This window comes from Fictibacillus arsenicus, assembly GCF_001642935.1.
Lineage (GTDB): Bacteria > Bacillota > Bacilli > Bacillales > Fictibacillaceae > Fictibacillus > Fictibacillus arsenicus_B.
Genome location: NZ_CP016761.1, coordinates 1,552,216 through 1,575,221 on the forward strand (window position 1 = coordinate 1,552,216; position 23,006 = coordinate 1,575,221).

Below are 23,006 nucleotides of genomic sequence, written 5' to 3' on the forward strand. Positions count from 1 at the left end.
GATGCGATTGCTTCACACCGCTGACTGGCATTTGGGACGTTCTTTGGAAGGACGCAGCAGGCTTGAAGAACAGCAAGCTTTTTTGGACGAACTAGTAGATATTGTGACTAGAGAAAAAATAGATGCAGTTCTTATGGCAGGGGATGTATTTGATACGGTGAATCCCCCTGCAGCTGCTGAACAGATGTTTTATGAAACACTTGCCCGGATCAGCCGGAAAGGTGAATGTCCTTTTATCGCGATAGCTGGAAACCATGATCATCCAGACAGACTCGCAGCTTCTTTTCCGCTTTCGAAAGAGCTAGGAATCACGCTAGTAGGGCTTCCGACTTTAGAGCTGCAGAGGGTTCCGATCAAAAGAACGGGAGAAATGCTGGAGATCGCAGCACTGCCTTACCCGTCTGAATCCCGTTTGAAGATGCTGTTAAGTGAATCAGCCGAAGAACTTGACGTTCGCAGCCAATATGATGATTGGGTAGATTCCTACTTTAAAGAAATAACGTCAAGATACACACCTGGCAATGTGCACCTCGCAATGAGCCATCTATATGTAGCAGGAAGCAAGGAGAGCGATTCAGAACGCCCTGTTCATATCGGAGGGGCTTATACAGTAGCGGCAGAAAGTCTTCCTGCAGCTGCACAATATGTAGCTCTAGGGCATCTGCACAGGCCGCAAATCATAAAGCGTGCTAAAACCGAAGCGCGTTATTCTGGATCTCCGCTATCATATAGTTTTTCAGAAAGCGGTCAATCAAAATCTGTAACGATTATTGATGTGGAACCCAACCAAAAGGAAAAAGTAGAGGAGATCCACTTAACGTGCGGCAAGCCACTTGTAGCATGGGAAGCAAAGAATGGCATTTCTGAAGTCTTTCAAGGTGTTCAGGATGGTCTGCATCACAATTGCTGGATTGATCTGTCGATTCATGTGCAGGATGCTCTTTCGATGGAAGAGATTCAGAGACTCAGAAAAGCGCATGGTGGTATTGTTCATATAAAGCCTGTTTTTACAGAAGCTCTTGGTGAACAGATCAGTGTTTCTGCACAAAAGCTTCCGGTAGATGAGCTTTTTACAGCATTTTATAAACGTCAGACTGGCGGAGCTATTCCTGACCAAGAACTGATTTCACTTTTCCTCGATCTCGTAGGTGAAGAGGATGGGGAAGGAGAGAATGCAGGATGAGACCATTACATTTAAGCGTTTCTGGACTCCAAAGCTTCCGCGAATCACAGACCATACCTTTTAGTGAACTTTGTTCGGGTGGAGTGTTCGGGATCTTCGGACCAACAGGAAGCGGAAAATCAACAATTCTGGATGCAGTAACACTAGCTCTGTACGGTAAGGTGGAGCGTGCTGCTGGCGGAACACACGGAATTATGAATCAGGCTGAAGATAAACTCTCTGTTTCTTTTTCGTTTCAGTTAGGGCAGGGCGATGCCGAAAAAAACTACACGATTGAACGTTCCTACAAAAGAACAGGTGAACATACGATTCGGACGAGCACTTCTAGATTGATCGAGTCCGTTAATGGTGAATCTGTTGTACATGCGGACAAAGAAAGAGATGTTACAAGGCTCGTTCAAGAACTCATAGGCCTTACGATTGAAGATTTTACGCGTGCAGTTGTACTGCCACAGGGCAAGTTTGCTGAATTTTTATCGTTAAAAGGGGCTGACAGAAGACAGATGCTTCAGCGTCTTTTTCAGCTGGAAAAGTATGGCGACGTTTTAAATCAAAAGCTTAAGAAGAGATCTGATGAACAAAAGATCCGCTTGAATGAAATTACGGCGGAACAAGCCGGATTAGGCGATGCTTCACAAGAAGCCTTACAGGAAGCAGAGTCGCAGCTTAAAGAAAAAGAACAAGTTCTCCTGAATATTTCAGAACTTCTAAAAGCAGAAGAAGAAAAATATAAGGATAAAAAAGCATTTTGGGAGACACAATCAGAAAACGAAAAACTTCTTTTAAGGCAAAAAGAGCTGGACTTGCAATTGCCGGAAATGGAACAGTTGAGACAATGTCATAAAAAAGCTGTAATGGCTGACCGTCTTAACCCATATGCAGAAGAATGGATCGAATCCAACAAAGTAAAAAAAGAACTGGGAATGGAAAAAGAACAGCTTGAGTTAAAGGCAGAAAAGCTAAAAAAACTTTTTGACGAACATGAAAAGCAGTACGAGCAAGCGAAAGATACTAAGGATAAAGAAGAGCCGGAATTAATTAGAAAACTCAGTGTGTTAGAAGAGGCGTTCGGGTGGGAGAAAGATCTCCATGAAAAAATAGCAGAACTGAAGAAAGAAACTAAAAAACTTTCTGAAATGGAAAGCTCTTATTCTCTTGGTAAAAAATCAGAAGAAGATGCGATTGGTTTGCTTGAAAAAGGGAAGAACAAACAAAACTCTTTGAAAGAAGAATTAACGGCGATTGAGATCAGTCAAAAAGAACGTGCCGTAATGCAGTCTGCTCTATTGCTCTCACAGCGTTATCGAAGCTTTCAAAACGAAGAACAAAACATACAAAACGAACTTAAACAAGCTGTGAAAAATCTGGAATCGATGAACCAAAACATAAAACATGTAAAGAGCACGATCAATACAAGCATAGATAACTGGAAAGATCTATCAAGTGATGTTCTGTCATTATATAATGATGCACAAAATGCGATCAGAGAAAATGAAAGTCTGTCTCTTTCGTTACAGGAAACACTTAAGAGAGAAAAAGAGAATCACGAAACATTAAAGATTCAGCATCTCGCTGCCCAGCTATCTTCGCAGCTAGAAGAGAACGAGCCATGTTCGGTATGCGGCTCAACTGTTCATCCATCGCCATTTAAAGATTCAACTAATGGCTTAGATAATAATGAGGAAACAGTAGAATACTTAGAGGCTGCAAAAGTTACCTTGCAAAACATGAACCGTGATTTAAATCATCTTGCAGAAACGCTTGAAAAACTTTCAAATAAAATCTGGACTAAGATGAATATGCCAAGCGAGGAAACAGCTGCTGCCCGTGATGCTGCAGTAACTGAAAATGTGAAAACCGACAGAACCTTTGATGTTGAAAAAATGAATAATCACTCAATTAAAGTAAAAGGGGTTGTGCAGGATCAGCTCTCAATAGAAGACCGATTTGAAGCACTCACATCCCGCTTCGACGAACAGCAAAAGCAGCTTGAGCATCTGACGTTTAACTGTGAATATGCTGAAAAGCAAGTTGATGAACTTCAACAAAAACTCACAGCAAATAAAGAGTTTAAAAAACAGATTGCAGCTGAATGGAAAGAAGCAGAAATATCATTTGAATTAGAGTGCCTGCATGAGGTAAAAGAACGGTTTGAACAACGTGAAGCAAGACAGCATGAGATTCAGGAAAGCCTTAAAACTGCTGCCGATTTTCTTGATAAGCAAAACAGTAAAATTGAAAAAAGAAAAGAAGATAACAGAAAGCTTGAATTCTCCATTAACACGAGTAAGAACCAGCTGGAAAATCTGAATAAAGATATTCAGCATCTTAAAGAAAAGCTGCTGGACCGCTTAGGTGATAAAAAGGCAAGTGAACAATATGAAGCTGTTGATAAACAGCTTAAAACAGTTGCTGCCGCATATAAGTATGCTGTAGAGCAATATGAGTGTTCACGAAAACTTTTTTTGGAAGCTGACAAAGCATTGCATTCAATTGTGCAGCGTTTTAATGATGCTCTTAAAAGAAGCGAGAAAGCTCATACCCAATGGAATGAGAAACTGCAAAATTCAATTTTTAACAGCTTTGAAGAATATTCAGATTCTGTAAAAGATGAGGCTTCTCAACAAAATTGGGAACAGCAGCTGACTATCTATTCTGATCAGTGCAAAGAGGTAAAAGCGGCTATTAAAGCATTAAAAGCCAAACTTCCTGAAAAACCAATAAATGAAGAAGAGATGCTTCAACAGCAAACAGCTTTGAATGAACTTAAGCAAGTAGTAGATGAGACGAGGGAAGCTGTAGGACAGGCAAAACAGAACTGGATTATTATCGAAAAAAATCATGCTCGTTTTAGAGAGCTCGATGATGAAAAGCAAAAAGTGTCAATACTTCTGGAGCAAATCGGAAAGCTTCAAAGCGTGTTTAGAGGCAACGCTTTTGTTGAGTTTATGGCTGAAGAGCAGCTTATTCATGTCACTCGTGATGCATCGAGTCGTCTTTCTAAGCTCACAAGAGGACGTTATGCGATTGAAGTTGACTCCAACAGCGGCTTTGTCATTAGAGATGATGCAAATGGCGGAATTAAAAGACCAGTTACTTCTCTATCAGGCGGTGAAACATTTCTGACTTCACTCGCATTAGCATTATCCCTTTCTGCACAAATACAGCTTAGAGGAAAGTTCCCGCTTCAATTCTTCTTTTTAGATGAAGGCTTTGGAACGCTAGATCAAGATCTTCTCGATACTGTAGTAACAGCACTCGAAAAAGTACAGATGGAAAACTTTGCGATTGGTGTCATATCACACGTACCTGAGCTGAAAGCCAGATTAACAAAGCGTCTGATTGTAGAACCCGCTGAACATTCTGGAAAGGGAACGAGGGTGAGGTTGGATCAGCTTTAAGTGAATGCTCATTTCTAAAAGATTGTTGCTTTTGAACATTTTTTGTTGAGTAAGCCTCTTGGACTAGTTGATTGTAGCGCAAGGTGCGAGACTCCTCTAAAATGAAAATCACATTTTCTTCGTGCGATGTAACGCTGTCGAAGCCTTCCTTGTCCTGCGGGATCAGCGGGACAGGTGAGACACCTAAGGGCACAAAGTGCCGAGGAAGCTTACCGCACGCCCCGCGGAAAGCGAGCATCTTGGAGCGGAAATCAACCCTTTCAAATAGCAACAGTGTTTACTAAAACAGCCTAAATGAAAAGACTTAGCAGGGGGACAATTCAACTGCTGCTCTTAAATTTAAAGTTTATGGAAACAGCTAAAGAAAAGGATTCGAAGCTATATGTGCCTCGAATCCTTTTTTTATTCGATAATCCCGTGTCCGATCACATCAACATCAATAGAAGCTGTGAAATCTACTTTCGGATACTCTTTTTTCCAGTTTAATTTTTCCCACACCGGATAATGATAAGCCATTACATGTCTGCCGATGCCATAAGGGTCACTGTTCATTTCTTGTAGTTTCTTGATTACTTTTTGAGCATCTTCTGTCATTTTTTTTGAGATTTTTTTCTCTATTATTTTTACCTCAGCAGGAGTAGTTAAGTTATCACTTGGATATTCTGTTACGACAACTTTCATTTTTAATTTTATTTTTGCAGAAATTTTTCCTTCAGGGGAAACATCTACATTAAAGGACCGATTGTTGTTTTTAATTTTAATCGTTACATAATTCATGAGTTCAGGTTTCTTGTTATTAAAGATTTTTTTCGTAGTATTCATAGCTATTGTATGCTTTTCCCCGGTAAGCATCGTATATATAACAGATAATGGTTCACTTATTGTTCCAACCATTTGATGTTCATGAAACAAAGCTACACCGCGGATCCTTACCGTTTTTTTCATTGGTTCTAAATAAGGGAGAGCAAAATCTTGTCCTGGATCAAACATGATTGGACAAATCGTCTGTATATTTTCTTTTGGAACAGTCGCTGATTCCTCAGCACTGCGAATGGAATCTCGTAAATACTCCCCGACACCTGTAGACATTTTAGGTTCTTCAAACTGTGTGCTGATCACATCAGACGCTTTCCCTTTTGCTACAGCTAACTTCGCATTTAAAGCAGATTTTGGATCCCGATAAAAAACATCCAGAATCTGATAAAGGTCCTTTTTTGCAGCGTCTTCTCCAAAAAGAATAATTTGATTTTTTGAAGCATCAAGCCTTTCTGCTACTTTTCTATCCAGCCTTAATCGACTTTGCCGGGCCGTGTATCCCGAAGCAGAAAAGATTTGATTAACGATGTTACCCTTTCCTGCATCTGTTGCAACAGATTGAGGAACAGCAGCTGTAGTTAACACTTTTCCATCTTTTGTATAATCAAATCCCCCAGCTGTTATGAGTTTGGTTTGATTAAGCATCGTTTGATCCCAGCATCCTGTAAGAAAGATAAGAGCAGGCAGAAAACAAAATATTTTCCTCATGAAGGTGCCGCCCCTTTCTCTTGCTTTTTCCTTAATACTGCAATCAGCAATAAGACAATTGGAAACAAGCCTGAAAAAATCAAGGATGTAAGACTAATATATTTATTCCAAACTAAAATCTCGAGTTTTTCATTTGGGATTATCGCAATTAATCCACAGAAAATGGCGATGTAAGGTGCTGCTGACTGATGGTGCTGAAGTCTAAATAATGATTGTACGCCTTTTGCAGCAATAAAGAGATAGCTGATAAATGAAGTAGCCACTGAAATAATCCAAATAGAAAGAAATATTAAGTCAGTTCGTTCAATGATTGAAAATGAAAAAGCTTTAAGCATATATAAAACAGGTTCCGGAACAATCACAATTTCTTCAGGGTTAAAATAAATATAGGTTGTAAAAACGATAAATCCGTAAAGGACTGTGATACAAAATGAAGCGAACGAGATGACTTTTATTTTTTTTGCAGGTGTACCATTCGAATAGGCTAAAAACACAAGTGCAACATCAAATCCTAATAAAGCAACGATCGCATCTGAAGAGCTTTTAATAATGGTAAGTATTCCGGTATGTCCGACCGGAAAGATGTAAAGCAGGTGAACATCTGTATAGGAGTACAAGATAAAACCAACCAAAATTAATAATAGCGGTGTGACGAGTACAAAAAATCTCGCTATTTCCCTCGGTGTGCTCGTAATGAAATACCATCCTGCAAAAGCCATGATAAAAATAATGACCCAATGGGGAGTCTCAAATAAAATCCATTTACCGACAATGCTGTTATACATGATCAGGATTAAAATAGAAATAAACGAAAAATGCAACGTGTAAATGAAGTTGAACACCAGACCTAAGTTCTTTCCCATTATTTTTGGGAGGATGTCATAAATCGTATTCTGTGGAAATCTATCACAAAGTTTCCAAATGGCTAAGATTGAAAATTGAATGAACAACCCTGCAATGATCAGGGCAATCCAGCCATCTATCTTTGCTTTAGTAAATAAAGAATAGGGCAGAGATAATACACCGACACCGATTTGTGTCTGAACAATCAAAAAGAAAAGCTGTCTATGCGTGATCGTATGATCATTCATGATTTATCCCACTTTCGAGTATGGTTAGAATTATCTGTTTTTTGTGCATTCACGTCTTTAGGCCGTGTGTTCTGTTTCCAAAACGGGGCTCGTATAAACGAATCCTTCAAATCTGCCAGATTAAGTGGTGCTATTGGTGCGAAATATGGAGATCCAAACGTATACAGCCTGCATAAATGGAAAATTAAAATCAGAAATCCGAAAACAATCCCTAAAAATCCTAAAGTCGCAGCGGCTACCATGAACGGAAATCGCAAAATACGCACAGCAGCACTCATCTCATTTGAAGGAACAATGTAAGCCGCAATCGCTGTAATAGCCACGACAATGATCATTAAATTTGATACAAGACCTGCTTTTACAACAGCATCTCCGATTACCAATCCTCCTACAATCGCGATTGTGGAACCGATTCTAGTAGGAAGCCTTATTGAAGCTTCCCGGATTAATTCAATCGTGAGCTCCATCAGCAAAGCCTCAAACAAAGGCGGATAAGGTATATCCTCAAGTGAACTTTTTATTAGCAAAATGAGACCAAATGGAATGACTTCAAAATGGAATGAAACGATCGCTATGTAAACAGCAGGCAGTCCCAACGCTATAAAAAACCCCATAATACGTACAAATCGGAAGAAGGAACCGATATGCCACCTTTTATTGTAATCATCAACAGATTGATAAAACGTAAAAAAGTTAACTGGCATAACATGTGCTGTTGGTGATGTATCGTAAATGAGAGCTACTCGGCCTTCCATCAAGTTTGCTGCCACGCGGTCAGGACGTTCAGTACTGAGCATTTGCGGAAAAAAACTAAATGGCTTATCTTCAATACTTTCCTCAATATTTCCGGGTGTGTAAACCGCATCCGCTTCAATGGACTTAATTCTTCTCTCGACTTCTTTTACATGTTCAGGGTCTGCAATATTATCAACATAAGCTAATGCTATTGTTGTATGGGTTTCTTTGCCGACTTGAAGGTACTTTATCGTCAGTTTTGGCGTCTTTAATCTTTTCCTAATCAGTGCCAGATTTGTAGACAGGTTTTCTATGAAACCTTCATGGGCGCCACGGATTATCGCTTCATTGTCTGGTTCCGTTATATCTCTCTGTGTTTTCACAGGTGTCGTCATAGAGTAAAAGCATGAAGTATCTTCAGTAAAAATAAGCGTGTTCGATTGCAGAAGCAGTTCTTGAACCTGATTAAAATCGGTTTGTTTCTTTAAATCGATGCTCGCCATTTGTTTAAAAGACTCAAAGTTAATCTCCCGAGCCGTCTCAAACAAGGGATTCAATATCATGCTTTGCACAAGCTGTTTATCGATAATAGATTCAATAAACAGAAGAACAATCCGGCTATTATCTGATGGAAGCTCAACTGAATGTGTCATAAGATCTTCGGTTATTGAAAAAGGCTCTTTAACCTTAGTTAGAAGTTCATCTAAACTTAAATTTTGTACTGCAGGAGATTGGTTTTCCTCCGAGTTGTTTTCTTGAGAAGAATCCTGTGGCTTTGGATTTTCTTTTTCTGGCTTAAGCTTTTTAGGTTTCTTAAAAAAAGTCATATAGACCTCATCCCGATCTGCAATAGTTTGCCTTAGTTTTTGCGGATTAAAGGCATTTATACGGAGATGTGCCTATTTTTGAAAAAACGAGTCAGAAATTGTCATTATGAGTAAAATTTTGTGATACGATATAAAGATAAACAGAGAGAGAAGGGGGAGGCCTTATGACAGGAAGAGCTCAATTTATTCCTGCTTTAACAAAGCCTTATACATATTTTTCATTTTATAAAGAGTGGAAAGAAAAAGAAGGATTCTGGATTAGATTTATCGCTATATTAGCGGTCAGCGGACTGCTTCATGCGCTATCTTTTTTTGCGGCATATCCATCTTTTAAAACCATTTCATTCGTAGAATCAGCAAAACTTTCAGGAGCAGAACAAGAACTGCTCAGGTTTTTCATATCTTTAGCCGGAGGTGCATGGGGAATTATCGTTCCATTTCTCCTCGTACAAGCCGGAGCGATGTTTCTTTATGTATTCTTTAGAGACGTCGGCTACAAAGCTCTTTTTTATGTGATGAGTGTTGTGTATGTGCTTTTTCTGATAGGATTGGCATTCGAGCTGCCGTTTCAATTTGTAACAGGTGCTGAAGAAGTGGTTCAGCCGTTGGGGTTTGGTTTTGCAGGGGTTCTGTTTTTTAAGCATGGATTTTGGCAGGAGCTATTGAATTCCATTAATTTATTTACCGTGTGGGGTTCCGTTCTCATCTATTTTGCATTAAGACAGTTATCATTTAAAGCGAAGAGCTACTGCTTAGCCATTACAATTGGCGGATCAGTTTTCTGGATTATTTTATATTCCTTATATGCTGCATTAGTCAGCGGACAATTGGTGTAGGGGGAGCTTGCATATGAATAGATTGAAATGGGTAGCGGCTGGCATAATAATTGTTCTCCTGCTTGTGATGAATTTATTAATATTTGATAAAAAGGAGTCTGCAGCAATTGAAGCGCCAAGACTTGAAACCACACTCTCCAAAGAAAGAGATTTTTCAAAAAAGCACGAAGTAACAGGAATCGCATATTCCAAAAACACGTTTGATGTTTATCGGAATGACTCATTAGGATCCATAAAAGAAATAATGGTGAACTCTGGGGATACGGTTTCTTCTGGTCAAACACTTGTTACATACGAAAATAACGAGATTGAAAAAGAACTTCGAACGTTAAAAAGAGAAAAAGAAGCGGCAGATGTGCGTGCCGATCATTATTCTAGCCAGATAAGCGAGTGGGAAAGTGAACTTTCAAGCTTTGACGAAGAGAAAGACAGTGCTGAGGCGAAAGTCAGACTTCAGGAGCAATTGAGCAATGCTGAACTTCAAGAAGAGCTTGCAGAAAATGAAAGCTCAGTATTAACTGATGAGATAAGCGATTTAGAAGATCGTCTTGATGCTCTTTCTGTAAAAAGTCCTGCAGATGGCGTAGTTTCAGAAGTTAATGGAATTCAAGATCAAAAACCCGTTTTGACAATTGTTGGACAAGGGAATTTTGAATTAAAGGCTGAAGTCAAACAAGAGATTGCTGGTTTCGTTAAAACCGGGGATTCAGTCCAGATCGATTCACCAGATCAAAAGAAGAAACTTAACGGAACGGTTCAAACTGTTCTGCCATCAGAAGAGGATCAGACTTTTACTTTGACTGTTCTTGTAGAGGATGAAGCCGCTTGGGTAGAAGGGCAGACTGCGAAAATCATCGTATCTGAAAAATTAGCTGAAAAAGCAATAAGTGTTCCAAAGAAAGCTGTCTTAAAAGATGATGGTATTAAGTATGTTCTTATTATCGTGAAAGATAAGCTGTATAAGATGAAAGTTGAGACAGGGATTGAGCAAAACGGTTTCGTTCAGATAAAGAGAGGTCTTAAAAAGGACCAGGCTGCCGTATTGAATCCTTCACCAGTATTTGTTTCAGGGCAGCCGGTGTTTAAAAAATAGGACTCTTTTAGTAAACTTTGTTGGTATTTGAAAGGGTTGATTTCCGCTCCAGGATGCTCGCTTTCCACGGGGCGTGCGGTGAGCCTCCTGCCGCTTTGCGCCATTAGGAGTCTCCACCTGACCGCTCGTCCCGTAGGAGTCTCGCACCTTGCACTCCAATCAACTTGGTCAATGAAGTATTTTTAAATTACAGCCAAAATAATAAACAAAAAAAGGGATGCGGATTACGCGTCCCTTTTTGCATGTATAAGTGATTTTGGTGCAGTAAAAATCTGCGTGTTTTGCTGTTTCGGGTCAAACAAAGCAATTAGAAAATATGATTTTTCTGGATGATGTTTAATTTGATCTGCTAATGGATTGATTGCAGTTTCTGTAACAAAGGCATGCTTATAAATATCTTTTTCAGAAAGTGCCGGGAAACCTTCAATTACTTCAGGTGTCTGTGCAAGGAATGATAAGACCTTAGATGTTTCTTCTTTGTTTTGTGTATTTTCCCACCATGGCTTACGAGGCTTAAACTGCTGACGCTCTAAATAGTCAAGCTTCATCAGGCTTTCAGCTGCAGGCAAAGCGTGTGGTGCAGATTCTTTTAAGAATGCGATCAATCGTTTAAATAAATCTTCAAGCTGATGACCGATTCTGGACCACCCTCTTGACTCCCAATACGTTCCGAACTCCTGGAAAAAGTCAAACGGCGATTCAAACACATGGTTGATCAGATATGTTACTGTGTGATCCATTCGATGATCGTTCCAGTATTTCTCCAATACGTCCTCTACTTGCTTAATGCGGATGATTTCGTCAAACGTCAGAACATTGTTCCCTAAAATTTCATATGGAGAATGATCCATATAGATGTAATCATGCTTTTCAGCTGTCAGACGAAGCTTAGTACCGCGCAGCATCTTCAAAAATCCTAACTGAACTTCCTCAATTCCAAAAGCAAAAACATCGTTAAATGTTTTACGGAACGAGTTATAGTCTTCTTCAGGTAATCCAGCTATTAAATCTAAGTGCTGAACAATCTTTCCGCCGTCACGCACTGTTGTAACTGTACGGGTAAGCTTCTCGAAATTTTGTCTGCGCTGAACGAGTTCGTTTACAGCATCATTTGTTGATTGAACTCCAATCTCAAATCGGAACAACCCTTTTGGAGCATGCTCATTTAGATAATCAATAACTTCAGGTCTCATAATATCGGCCGTGATCTCAAACTGGAACACCACTCCAGGTCGGCGATTCTCGATTAAGAAGGAGAACATTTCAAGCGCGTAATCACGGCGAATATTGAACGTTCTATCTACGAACTTAATAATCTTCGCTCCGTTATCCATTAAAAAGATCAAATCTTCTTTAACAAGATCAGGATTAAAATAACGGACACCTACTTCGATTGAAGATAAGCAAAATGCACATGAATAAGGACAACCTCGGCTTGTCTCAAAATAGGTGATGCGTTTAGAAAGAGATTCTACGTCTTCCTCAAACCGAAATGGGGATGGGACTGTTTTTAGATCCAGCTTTTCACGTGGTCCATTGATTTTCGGTTTGCCGTCTTTTCTATATGCAAGACCAGCGACAGTATCAAACGAACCGTTATTCTGAATCTGGCCAAGCAATTGCTTAAAAGTTTCTTCGCCTTCATTCACAACGATAAAATCTACTTCTGGAATACGGTCCAGCCAATAAGCGACATCGTAGGAAACCTCGGGACCGCCGAGTACGATCTTCGTTTCAGGCTTGATCTTCTTAAACATCTGGATAACCTTGATCGTCTCTTCAATGTTCCAGATATAACAGCTGAAACCAAGGACATCTGGCTGCTGGCTGTAAAGGTCAGTCACGATATTCAGTGACGGGTCTTTTATCGTGAATTCGCGAATCGTTACAGGAAATTCAGGTTCGCTGTATGCTTTTAAATATCTTAAAGCAAGACAAGTGTGTATATATTTTGCATTTAACGTACTTAGTACAGTTTTCATGGTTTCATTACCTCATTACGTTTACCCAAATGAATGGGTGATTTAGATGACACACTATTTTACCATATTTTAAAAAGAAGAAAAAACCAGTTCTGATTGGAATTATTAACAGCATATTTCTTTACGGTACAAAGCCAGGAGCTATATAGTAGAACTAATAATCATGAAAGCGTTTTTTAAGAGGAGGAATTCATACAAAATGAAATTTGTTTCTGCAGTTCAAAAGGGTGATTCATTTATAGGAGTGGTGAAGAATGATGCAGTAGTGAATGTATCAGCTCTGGCAGCTTCAGTGGGAAAAGAGATACCCGGTACATTATTAGAAGCGATTGAGCAAGGAGAGGAATTCACTTCAACTGTTCATGATCTTGTAAATCAAGTAAAAGCAGCTGATTTTACATACACATTGGAAGAGGTTCAGTTATTAGCGCCAATTCCGCGTCCTTCGAAAAATGTTTTTTGTATCGGTAAAAATTATCGTGACCACGCAATAGAAATGGGGAGCGAAGCAGATATTCCAAAAAACATCATGGTTTTTTCAAAAGCTCCAACAGCAGTTATTGGGCATGGTGAGGGAATTCTGAGCCACTCGAAGGTTACTGATCAATTGGATTACGAAGGAGAACTAGCCGTTGTTATCGGCAAAACGGGAACAGGGATTACTAAGGAAGAGGCAATGGATTACGTATTTGGCTACACAATTATCAATGACATCACAGCACGTGATCTGCAGCAGAAGCATAAGCAATTTTTACTCGGGAAAAGCTTAGACGGTACTTGTCCGATGGGTCCTTGGATCGTCCATCATTCTGAAATCCCGAATCCAGAGAGTCTTATGATTGAAACGAAAGTAAATGGGGAAGTGCGTCAGAAAGGAAATACATCTGATTTTATTTTTGACATACGGACTACGATCGCTGAACTTTCGAAAGGCATGACGCTTGAAGCAGGAGACATTATTGCGACAGGTACGCCAGCCGGAGTAGGGAAAGGGATGAAGCCGCCTGTTTTTCTAAAAGCCGGAGATACGATTGAAATCACAATAGAAGGAATCGGGACACTTCGTAATGAAATAGTAGAATGAAGTCGAATTTTACTAGTTACATAGAGGAGGAATTCACATGGAAAAGCTGCTTTATATTAACGGTTCATGGACAGGAAACTCTCTTGAAAAAATAGAGGTATTTAACCCTGCTAATGGCGAGGTTGTCGGTACTGTGCCATCTTGCGGAAAAGAAGAGACGGATGCGGCAATAGATGCAGCTCATGACGCTTTTGCAGGATGGGCTAAACTGACTGCCTATGAGCGCGCTGAATACCTCATGAAACTGCATGATTTGATGTTAGAAGAAAAAGAAGACATCGCTGAACTAATGACGTTAGAAATGGGAAAACCGTTAAAGGAATCTGTAGGTGAAGTGATATATGCAGCTTCTTTTATCAAGTGGTACGCTGAGGAAGGTAAACGTGTTTACGGCCGAACGATCCCTTCAAGTGCTGGAAATAAAAGAATGCAAGTATTGCGTCAGCCAGTTGGGGTAGTAGCAGCGATCACACCATGGAACTTCCCGGCTGCCATGATCACGAGAAAGCTTGGTCCGGCTCTTGCAGCTGGCTGCACATTTATCGTGAAGCCGCCAAAGGAAACACCTCTAACAGCTATAAAACTAGTAGAACTCGCAGATAAAGCAGGCTTTCCAAAAGGAGTTATCAACCTTGTAACAGGTTCGTCTTCTATTATTGGGAAAGCGATCATGGATTCTGAAAAAGTAAGAAAAGTAACATTCACGGGTTCAACTGAAATCGGGAAAAAGCTGATCGAACAGAGCGCGGCGACGGTTAAAAATGTATCGATGGAATTAGGCGGACACGCACCTGCGGTCGTCCTTGATGATGCTGATCTTAAAAAGGCAGTAGCAGGAATCGTAGCTTCGAAATTTCGTAATGCAGGTCAAACATGTATCTGTATCAATAGAGTCTATGTACAGGAAAACGTGTACGATGAGTTTGTAGAACTCGTTGCCGCTGAAGCGAAAAAGCTAAAAGTTGGAAACGGACTTGAAGAAGGTACGGATATCGGACCGATCATTAATAAAGACGGATACGAAAAAATATCTGAGCATGTAGAAAACGCTGTTGCAGGCGGAGCAGAATGTGTAACGGGCGGAAAAGGAAGAGCAGAGAACGGTGCGTATTATTACGAACCGACGGTGTTGAAAAACGTAACACAAGATATGCTCATTATGAATGAAGAAACGTTCGGACCGGTTATTCCAATTCATAAAATCAATTCGCTTGAAGAAGGGATTCGGCTCGCTAACACAAGTCCATTTGGCTTAGCAGCATATGTGTACACGGAAAACATGTCAAAAGGAACTCAAATCGTAGAAGGATTAGACTATGGAATCATCGGCTGGAATGATGGAGTACCATCAGCAGCTCAAGCACCATTTGGCGGCATGAAAGAAAGCGGTCTTGGACGTGAAGGCGGAGTCGAAGGAATGGAAGCTTATCTTGAAACGAAATATGTGAGTTTTGTCCTATAAATAGATTGTTGTTTTTGAAGATACATCATTGACAAGTTGATTGGAGCGGAAGGTGCGAGACTCCTGCGGGCTCAGCGGGACAGGTGAGACCCCGGCAGGCTAATTAGCCTAGGGGGCTCAACGCACGCCCGCGGAAAGCGAGCACCTGAAGCGGAAATCAACCACTTTTAAGAGCAGCAAAGCACAAGCAAGACAGTCTATAAAATAAAAGTAAAGACGGGTGATTTTATCGTGGATTTAGGATTAAGAGGTAAAAATGTACTAGTCCTTGCTTCAAGTAAAGGACTCGGAAAAGCCTGTGCACTGCAGTTTGCCAGAGAAGGCGCAAACGTCATGCTCACAAGCAGGGATGAACAGCAGTTATCACAAACAGCTGAGGAAATAAAAAGCGAGACGGGATCAGCCGTACATTATAAAAAGTGTGATATCACACAGCGGAATGAGATCGATGAACTCGTAGCAGAAACAGTAGAGAAGCTCGGAAGCATCGATGTTTTGGTAAACAATGCAGGAGGTCCGCCAGCTGGAAACTTTAATGACTTTGAAGATGAACACTGGCAGGGAGCATTTGAACTGACACTCTTGAGTCTAGTGCGGACGGTTCGTGCGGTCACACCTAATATGAGAAAGAATGGCGGCGGACGCATTGTAAATATCGCATCATCCTCATTCAAACAGCCGATCGATGGTCTGATTTTATCTAACACGTTCCGTACAGCCATTAATGGTTTATCGAAGAGTCTTTCACAAGAGCTTGGAAAAGACGGTATCCTGATCAATACGATTGGTCCAGGGCGAATCGGAACAGACCGTGTAGGTGAACTGGATCAGATGGCTGCAGAGAAGAAGGGTGTCTCTGCAGAAGAAGTGAAAGCATCGATGGAGAGCGGCATTCCGCTCGGCCGCTACGGTGAGCCTGAAGAGTTTGCAAAGATGGTTGTGTTCTTGTGCTCTGGCGCTAACACGTACGTTACAGGTCAGTCATTGCTCATTGATGGAGGAATGGTTAAAGCGTTATAAAAAAGGAAAGAAGCAGCGGTGGCTGCTTCTTTTTTGTTCGTTAGAGGAGTATACGAGATGGTGAAAATTGTTGAGGATTGTAAACTCGTGGATAAATAGCCAAAACTTTTTGATTGGGGGTAAAAACTCGTGGATAAACAGGCAAAACTTTTGGATTGGACCCAATTTCTTGTGGATTTAAATTCTCAGTTATCGCCTAATACCCCTTCTGGTATGGACTGAAAACTGTTTGGGCACCCAAAACTGAACCATATCAAAAGCTTTCAACCTTAAAAAAGCAAAAGAGCTGACCCCTCAGAGTCAGCTCTCCATATTAATTAAACAGAAAGTACGTTTTTTATGCGCTCAATCGCCCAATCTAAGTCTTCTTCAGAGATGATCAGCGGCGGTGCAAAGCGGATTACGTTTTCATGTGTTTCCTTACATAATAAGCCTTGTTCTTTTAATTTTTCACAATAAGAACGAGCAGGTTCGTTCAGCTCAACTCCTATAAATAATCCTTTTCCGCGAACTTCTTTGATCGCTGGATTATCAATCTTCTTCAACTCACCCAAGAAGTACTCACCAAGCTTCAGCGAACGCTCAACCAAGTTCTCCTCAACTAGTACTTCAAGAGAAGCTACAGAAACTGCGCAAGAAAGCGGGTTTCCTCCAAATGTTGATCCGTGAGATCCAGGATTGAATACACCAAGGATTTCGCGGTTAGCTGCCACACAAGAAATCGGCATAACGCCTCCGCCTAGTGCTTTTCCTAGGATGTACATGTCTGGCTCAATTTCTTCCCAGTCACAAGCGAACATTTTACCAGAACGGCCAAGTCCTGATTGGATTTCATCTGCTACAAAAAGAACATTCTCAGATTTACACACTTCTAGAGCTTCCTTTAAGAAGCCTTCACGCGGGATAACGATTCCAGCTTCACCTTGAATCGGTTCTAAGATGAATGCTGCAGTGTTTGGAGTAATAGCAGCCTTCAATGCTTCCAAATCGCCGTAAGGAATTACTTTGATTCCAGGAAGCATAGGGCCGAATCCGCGCTGATAATCTGGATCAGAGCTCATGGATACGGCTGTCATCGTACGTCCATGGAAGTTTCCTTCGCAAACGATGATTTCTGCTTGGTTATCAGCAACACCTTTCACATCATATGCCCAGCGGCGTACAGCTTTGATTGCTGTTTCAACAGCTTCAGCACCAGTGTTCATAGGAAGTACCATGTCTTTTTTCGTCAGGCTAGAAACTTTTTCATAAAAATCGCCTAGCTGATCGTTGTGGAACGCACGTGAAGTCAGTGTTACTCTGTCTGCTTGATCTTTAAGCGCCTGGATGATTTTAGGGTGGCGGTGTCCTTGGTTTACCGCGGAGTATGCACTAAGCATATCCATGTAACGGTTTCCTTCAGGATCTGTTACCCATACACCTTCAGCTTTTGAAATGACGATCGGCAGCGGATGATAGTTTTGTGCACCATACTGCTCCGTTTTAGAAATAACAGTTTCCGTATTCTTTGTCTGTGTCTGTTTCATAGGAAACACCTCTATTCTGCAAGATTTCTCACAGTGCTATTATACCAATGAAAGTGCTTTCTTTACAGGGGCAACTCATATGGTTGTCTTGTTTGCTCGACTTCGTGGTATATTAATATGGAGAATTATACATAGGAGGATATATTTATGATTCATGCACATGTTACATCTTGGTTTCTGGCTCTCATTTTGTTTTTTGTAACGTATATGCTATACAAAAAAAATGCCGGAAAAAAATCTAAAATTTTTCATATGATCCTGCGAGTTTTGTATTTAGCCATACTTGCAACAGGTGGGCACATGCTTGCTGGCTACCTTACAGACCCTGGAATTGTAAATAATGGTCCTATTATTATTAAAGGTGTTCTAGGGCTAGTTATGATCGGATTGATGGAAATCATCCTTGTTCAAAGAAAACGCGGTGAAGGCCGTTTAATGAACTGGGTGTTTTTCTGGGTATCACTTGTTTTAGTATTATTCTATGGTTATATCGTGCTTGGATAAATGATAGAGAGAAATCGTCTGATTTTAAATCAGGCGATTTTTTATATGGTAAAAATAACCACCAATAGTCCTGTTAAGATATTGAACTGTGCACCGATATTAATAGTGGCATTATGCCCAAAGCCATATGATTGTTCTTTTAGCAGATGAGGTGTAATCATGAGAACCTTCAATTATCTAAATAAAAATGACAATAAAATAAAATTAAAAATGCCGGAGCAATCACAAGAAATAGATGACCTCTTAGCGATGTCACACTTAGTTCAAGCAAGTGCGAAAGAGATGGAACAGCTTAATAATACTCTTCTCGAGTCTGAACAGCGGTACAAATCACTATTCGAACACAACCCAGATATGATCTATTCTATGGATATGAACGGATATATTACGAGTGTGAATCCAGCACTTGTACAAACGTTAGGATTTTCTGAATCAGATATGCTCCAGGCTCATGCGTTAAATTTCGTATGTAAGAAAGATCATAAGCGTGTTGTTGAACATTTTCGTCTTGCCATTCATGAAAAACCCCAAACTTTTGTAACGAGTATCATGAAAAAAGACGGCAGTGAAATCGTATGCAGCATTACGAACATACCGATCGTAGTGAACAAGGCAGTAGTTGGTGTATACGGAATAAGCAAAAACATAACGTGGCAGAAAAATGCAGAAAAGAAGATTGAAAGACTTGCTTTTCATGACTCACTGACAGGCTTGCCGAACCGAAGTCAATTCGAGAAAAGACTTCGTGAGTTAGTGGAAGAGAACCATCATACAAAAAAGAAACTAGCTGTCATGTTTATAGATATTGACCATTTTAAAATCATAAATGAGAGTCTAGGTCACCATATCGGCGATGTAGTATTAAAGCATGTTAGCAAGCAGCTGAGACAGACGATTAAAGGGGACGACCTTTTATGCCGCTTTGCTGGAGATGTGTTCACGCTTATCCTGCCAATGCTTGATAAGTCAGGGGAAGTCATAGATACGGCAAACAGAATTACAGAAGCGTTAAAAATGCCGATCTATTTAGATGGACAGGAATATACAGTCAGCGCATCGATCGGAATCAGCATCTACCCAGACGATAGTATGGAAGCAGATGTACTGATCAAAAATGCTGACATTGCTCTTCATAAGGCAAAAGAAAAAGGACGCGGCAAGCGTGAGTTTTTCAAAGGTGAAATGAACGCATTTACACTTGAGCGCCTTAAGCTCGAAGGCTATTTAAGAAAGGCGATTCAAAAAGGAGAGCTTCAGCCTTACTTTCAGCCGCAGCTATGCATGAAGACGGAAAGAATCACTGGATTTGAAGCCCTTCTACGCTGGAACCACCCGGAACTTGGCCTTGTCTCACCGATGCAGTTTGTTCCTCTTGCAGAAGAAATTGGACTGATAGATGACATTGGAAGATTTGTTCTCTTTGAATCTTGTAAACAGCTAAGACACTGGCACGATGAAGGTGCACACCATCTTTCTATATCTGTAAATGTTTCAGGAAGGCAGTTTCAGAGATTGTCCTTCGTATATGAAGTAAAAGAGGCGCTGCAAGCGTCAGGTATACCCGCTGAGTGTCTGCATTTGGAGTTAACCGAAAGCACGATGATTCATAATGTGCAATACAGTATAAGCATTATGCAGGAATTAAGAGAACTAGGTGTTAAACTATCGATCGATGATTTTGGCACAGGCTATAGTTCACTTAGCTATTTAAAAGATTTTCCTGTTGATTCGCTTAAAATCGATCAAAGCTTTATCCGTCACTTGAGTGATGACTTTTTCAATACGAGTGATGCCGCCATCATTAAGGCTATTATTATGATGTGTGAAGGTTTGTCGTTAACTACAGTGGCAGAAGGTGTTGAAACATACGAACAGATGAAGCTTCTTCGTGAATATGGCTGCCACACCGCACAAGGATATATCATCAGTAAACCAATGCCTGCTAATGAAGCCCAACTTTTTTTAGATGAATTTTATACAATAAAAAACAGCACATCCTGACCAAAGGGTGTGCTGTTTTTTGTATTAGCTGTTTTCCTTCTTAAGCACAGATAGAGAATCTTTGTAATTACCGCTTACAATACCTTTTTCTGTAATGATAGCTGATATATACTCAGCGGGTGTTACATCAAAAGCAGGATTGAACACTTTAATGCCTTCAGGTGCAATACGGATACCGTTTAAATGAGTGACTTCTTCTTCAGGACGTTCCTCGATCGGAATATCTTCACCGCTTGCAGTTCTTAAATCTAAAGTAGATAAAGGGCAAGCGACATAAAAGGGAATGCCCAGTGCTTTTGCTTGGAGAGCTAATCCGAACGTTCCGATTTTGTTCGCGGTATCTCCATTCGCCGCAACACGGTCACAGCCTACGATAACAGCTTTTATATTTTTTGTTTTAAGGGTATGTGCTGCCATATTGTCTGTAATGAGCGTTACATCAATATCATTTGCCTGAAGCTCCCAAGCTGTTAAACGAGCCCCTTGGAGAACAGGCCGTGTTTCGTTTGCGTAAACGGAGAGATTCAATCCTCTTTCTTTTGCAAGGTGAAAAGGAGCCAGCGCTGTGCCGTATTTACTTGTTGCGATCGCACCAGCATTACAGATAGTCATTACTGCATCGCCATCCTGTAAAAGTGAAAGAGCATATTCACCAATCTTGCGGCATGTGTTTTCATCTTCTGTCTGAATGTTGATCGCTTCTTGCTCAATCTTTTCTTTAGCATCTTCTACAGAAACGGCTTTTTGCGCAGCGCGAACTACCCGGTCCAGTGCCCAAAATAAGTTAACAGCTGTCGGCCGGGAAGATGCAAGATAATTTCGCTGAACTTGCAGCTTTGATAAAAAGGATTCAAGTTGATTATCTTTCTCGCTGTTGCTCCAAAGCACAAGGCCAAAAGCGGCTGCGATGCCGATTGCAGGTGCACCCCGAACCTTTAGTTTTGATATGGCATCCCACACATGCTCGATACTCGTTACATTCAAGTATACAGTGTGATGTGGAAGCTGCTGCTGGTCTAAGATAAGAAGATGGTCCCTGCGATATCGAACAGAAGGGACCCATTTTTCAGCTACGGTCATTCTTTATGCACCTCTAATCCAGTTAGTTAATTGAGTGATACTCGTAAATTTTCTTTGGTTTTTTATGAGATAGCTTCCTAGCTCAAGCGCTTTTTTCTTATAAAAAAGTTCAATATCTTTTTGTTCAATGGAATCAAGGTCAACAACATGTGCAAGACCGATCGTTCTTCGTATCACTTCACAGCCGGCAAAACCGATTGCTTCCTGAAAAGTGTGCTGAAGGAAATTTTCAAGAACGCCTTCTGTTTTTACAAAAGGATCTGATGATTTTTCGCGCCATAGTTCTGTAAAAGTATTCGTGTATGTCTCCCATGTTTTCTCGATCGTTTGCAGCAGGAAAGACTGTACAGATTCACGATGGAACGGTTCTTTTGTATGTGCGTTCTGTGAAAGATGATTCAATGTCAGATTCGCAAAAAAGTGTGCAAGATCAAAACCAGCTGGACCGTAGAAAGCAAATTCCGGATCAATCACTTTTGTCGAGTCTTCTTTTACAAAAATACTTCCTGTATGAAGGTCGCCATGCAGCAAAATTTCAGCTCTAGTTAAAAAAGAAAATCGGAGTTGAGCGACTTCACGAAGCAATTCTTGATCTGACCAAATTTTTTCTACACTACTTTTTAGTTCAGCAGGAAACTCGTTTGTGTCATGGTCAAAAAATGGATCTGTAAATACTAAGTCCTCTGTAATCTTGCAAAGTTCAGGGTTGGAAAAACGCTTTACCTTTTCTTTTTTATCGAAAGGGTGGAGATAAAAATCACTGGAATAAAAAGCTGTGTTTGCTGCGAATGTTCCGATATCTTTTGCTAGAAGAGGATAGGTATTTCCTTCGATCAAACCTTTGCGCAATATGACATGGTCTGAAAGATCTTCCATCACTGTTACGGCTAAGTGTGAATCGGAGTAATAAACTTTTGGTACGAGATGCGGAACGGACTCCGCTTCTTGCAATAAAGCATCACTTTCGATTCTGGCTCTGTCTAAAGTAAGCGGCCAGCTTTCTCCGACTACTTTTGCATAAGGAAGAGCCTGCTTCACGATCAGTGCTTTTTGGGAATCAGAATCTTGTACACGGAAAACAAGATTTAAGTTGCCATCACCAATCTCTTGAACAACTAGATTATTTAGAGATGCTGAGTTAAAGAAGTTCAAAGGCTTAATTACATCAAGTACAGTCAGTTCGTTTAATGGTTCATATGCTGGTTTTACTTTTACGGTCATTTTTTGTTCCCCCCGGAATGTTTTAGAAAAATAAAAGAGCCTCTTTTCATATTAGAAAAGAGGCCCGGAAAGACAGTTGTCCCGCGCCTCTTATCTTAGCAAAACGAGTAGTTTTGCTGGAATTAGCACCGTGCCATACGCTGATTTTAATAAAAAAATCCAGCGGCTCCCCATATCTTGCGGGCGCCCCATTTCACAATGGTATTACGGTCGGTTGCTGGGTTTCATCGGGCCATTCCCTCCACCTGCTCTTGATAAGAGACCAATTATTCAGTTCGTTAAAAGCGAAATAATATTCGCGCAATTCATAATCGTTATACTACAATGTTTGGAAACGATTTGTCAAACTTTTTTTGTGACTATTCTTTTGGGTTATGAAAGTTGTTTTCGTAAACAAAGTAGTCATAGAAAGGGTTGATTTCCTCTCCAGGTGCTC

Annotated in this window: 16 protein-coding genes and 1 riboswitch; of the genes, 9 read left to right on the plus strand and 7 right to left on the minus strand. The window is 40.5% G+C overall.

Annotated features, from left to right (window positions below; translation table 11 throughout):
* Position 1: 1 nt before the first annotated feature.
* Positions 2-1,183, plus strand: a complete 1,182-nt coding sequence (locus tag ABE41_RS08200) for a metallophosphoesterase family protein (protein WP_066288650.1) — start codon at positions 2-4, stop codon at positions 1,181-1,183.
* On the plus strand, positions 1,180-4,584 hold the full coding sequence (locus ABE41_RS08205) for an SbcC/MukB-like Walker B domain-containing protein (RefSeq protein ID WP_066288652.1): 3,405 nt from the start codon (positions 1,180-1,182) through the stop codon (positions 4,582-4,584). The genes ABE41_RS08200 and ABE41_RS08205 overlap by 4 nt, the downstream gene beginning before the upstream one ends.
* A 402-nt stretch (positions 4,585-4,986) precedes the next feature.
* Here the strand turns inward: ABE41_RS08205 and ABE41_RS08210 are convergent, their stop codons facing one another.
* Genes ABE41_RS08210 through ABE41_RS08220 form a run of 3 tightly spaced genes read right to left on the minus strand, consistent with a single transcriptional unit; the run spans position 4,987 to position 8,761 of the window.
* Positions 4,987-6,108, minus strand: a complete 1,122-nt coding sequence (locus ABE41_RS08210) for a Ger(x)C family spore germination protein (RefSeq protein ID WP_066288654.1) — start codon at positions 6,106-6,108, stop codon at positions 4,987-4,989.
* Positions 6,105-7,199 carry a GerAB/ArcD/ProY family transporter gene (locus ABE41_RS08215; RefSeq protein WP_066288655.1) on the minus strand — a complete coding sequence of 365 codons (1,095 nt, stop codon included), beginning with the start codon at positions 7,197-7,199 and terminating at the stop codon, positions 6,105-6,107. Before ABE41_RS08215 ends, ABE41_RS08210 begins: the two co-directional genes overlap by 4 nt.
* A complete protein-coding gene (locus ABE41_RS08220; RefSeq protein ID WP_066288657.1) occupies positions 7,196-8,761 on the minus strand; it encodes a spore germination protein in 1,566 nt (521 codons plus the stop codon). The genes ABE41_RS08215 and ABE41_RS08220 overlap by 4 nt, the downstream gene beginning before the upstream one ends.
* A gap of 164 nt (positions 8,762-8,925) precedes the next feature.
* On the opposite strand from ABE41_RS08220, the gene ABE41_RS08225 reads away from it, so the two are divergent.
* A complete protein-coding gene (locus tag ABE41_RS08225; RefSeq protein WP_066288659.1) occupies positions 8,926-9,597 on the plus strand; it encodes a hypothetical protein in 672 nt (223 codons plus the stop codon).
* 13 nt (positions 9,598-9,610) lie between these two features.
* The gene (locus ABE41_RS08230; RefSeq protein ID WP_066288661.1) at positions 9,611-10,690 is read left to right on the plus strand and encodes an efflux RND transporter periplasmic adaptor subunit; all 1,080 of its coding nucleotides are present in this window, start codon (positions 9,611-9,613) and stop codon (positions 10,688-10,690) included.
* A gap of 224 nt (positions 10,691-10,914) precedes the next feature.
* Here the strand turns inward: ABE41_RS08230 and ABE41_RS08235 are convergent, their stop codons facing one another.
* Positions 10,915-12,672, minus strand: a complete 1,758-nt coding sequence (locus ABE41_RS08235) for a B12-binding domain-containing radical SAM protein (protein ID WP_066288665.1) — start codon at positions 12,670-12,672, stop codon at positions 10,915-10,917.
* A gap of 199 nt (positions 12,673-12,871) precedes the next feature.
* Between ABE41_RS08235 and ABE41_RS08240 the strand changes: the two genes are divergently transcribed.
* The 3 genes from ABE41_RS08240 to ABE41_RS08250 all read left to right on the plus strand — a co-directional run bounded on the left by ABE41_RS08240 (position 12,872) and on the right by ABE41_RS08250 (position 16,238).
* Positions 12,872-13,756, plus strand: a complete 885-nt coding sequence (locus ABE41_RS08240; RefSeq protein ID WP_066288668.1) for a fumarylacetoacetate hydrolase family protein — start codon at positions 12,872-12,874, stop codon at positions 13,754-13,756.
* Between the two features lie 37 nt (positions 13,757-13,793).
* Positions 13,794-15,218, plus strand: a complete 1,425-nt coding sequence (locus ABE41_RS08245; protein WP_066288670.1) for an NAD-dependent succinate-semialdehyde dehydrogenase — start codon at positions 13,794-13,796, stop codon at positions 15,216-15,218.
* Between the two features lie 231 nt (positions 15,219-15,449).
* Positions 15,450-16,238, plus strand: a complete 789-nt coding sequence (locus tag ABE41_RS08250; protein WP_066288671.1) for an SDR family oxidoreductase — start codon at positions 15,450-15,452, stop codon at positions 16,236-16,238.
* A gap of 317 nt (positions 16,239-16,555) precedes the next feature.
* Here ABE41_RS08250 and ABE41_RS08255 read toward each other — a convergent pair whose 3' ends face one another.
* On the minus strand, positions 16,556-17,764 hold the full coding sequence (locus ABE41_RS08255; RefSeq protein ID WP_066288672.1) for an ornithine--oxo-acid transaminase: 1,209 nt from the start codon (positions 17,762-17,764) through the stop codon (positions 16,556-16,558).
* Positions 17,765-17,911: 147 nt separating this feature from the next.
* Here ABE41_RS08255 and ABE41_RS08260 point away from each other — a divergent pair, with 147 nt between their 5' ends.
* Positions 17,912-18,268 (plus strand): YisL family protein, encoded by a 357-nt coding sequence (locus tag ABE41_RS08260; RefSeq protein WP_083207734.1) that lies wholly within the window; start codon positions 17,912-17,914, stop codon positions 18,266-18,268.
* A gap of 159 nt (positions 18,269-18,427) precedes the next feature.
* Positions 18,428-20,269: a bifunctional diguanylate cyclase/phosphodiesterase gene (locus ABE41_RS08265; protein WP_083207735.1), complete on the plus strand. Its 1,842-nt coding sequence runs from the start codon at positions 18,428-18,430 to the stop codon at positions 20,267-20,269.
* Positions 20,270-20,293: 24 nt separating this feature from the next.
* Here ABE41_RS08265 and mtnA read toward each other — a convergent pair whose 3' ends face one another.
* Both mtnA and mtnK read right to left on the minus strand, forming a co-directional pair.
* A complete protein-coding gene (gene mtnA, locus ABE41_RS08270) occupies positions 20,294-21,349 on the minus strand; it encodes an S-methyl-5-thioribose-1-phosphate isomerase (RefSeq protein WP_066288677.1) in 1,056 nt (351 codons plus the stop codon).
* A gap of 3 nt (positions 21,350-21,352) precedes the next feature.
* The gene (gene mtnK, locus ABE41_RS08275; RefSeq protein ID WP_066288680.1) at positions 21,353-22,570 is read right to left on the minus strand and encodes an S-methyl-5-thioribose kinase; all 1,218 of its coding nucleotides are present in this window, start codon (positions 22,568-22,570) and stop codon (positions 21,353-21,355) included.
* Positions 22,571-22,657: 87 nt separating this feature from the next.
* Positions 22,658-22,831: riboswitch (SAM riboswitch) on the minus strand.
* Between the last annotated feature and the right edge of the window lie 175 nt (positions 22,832-23,006).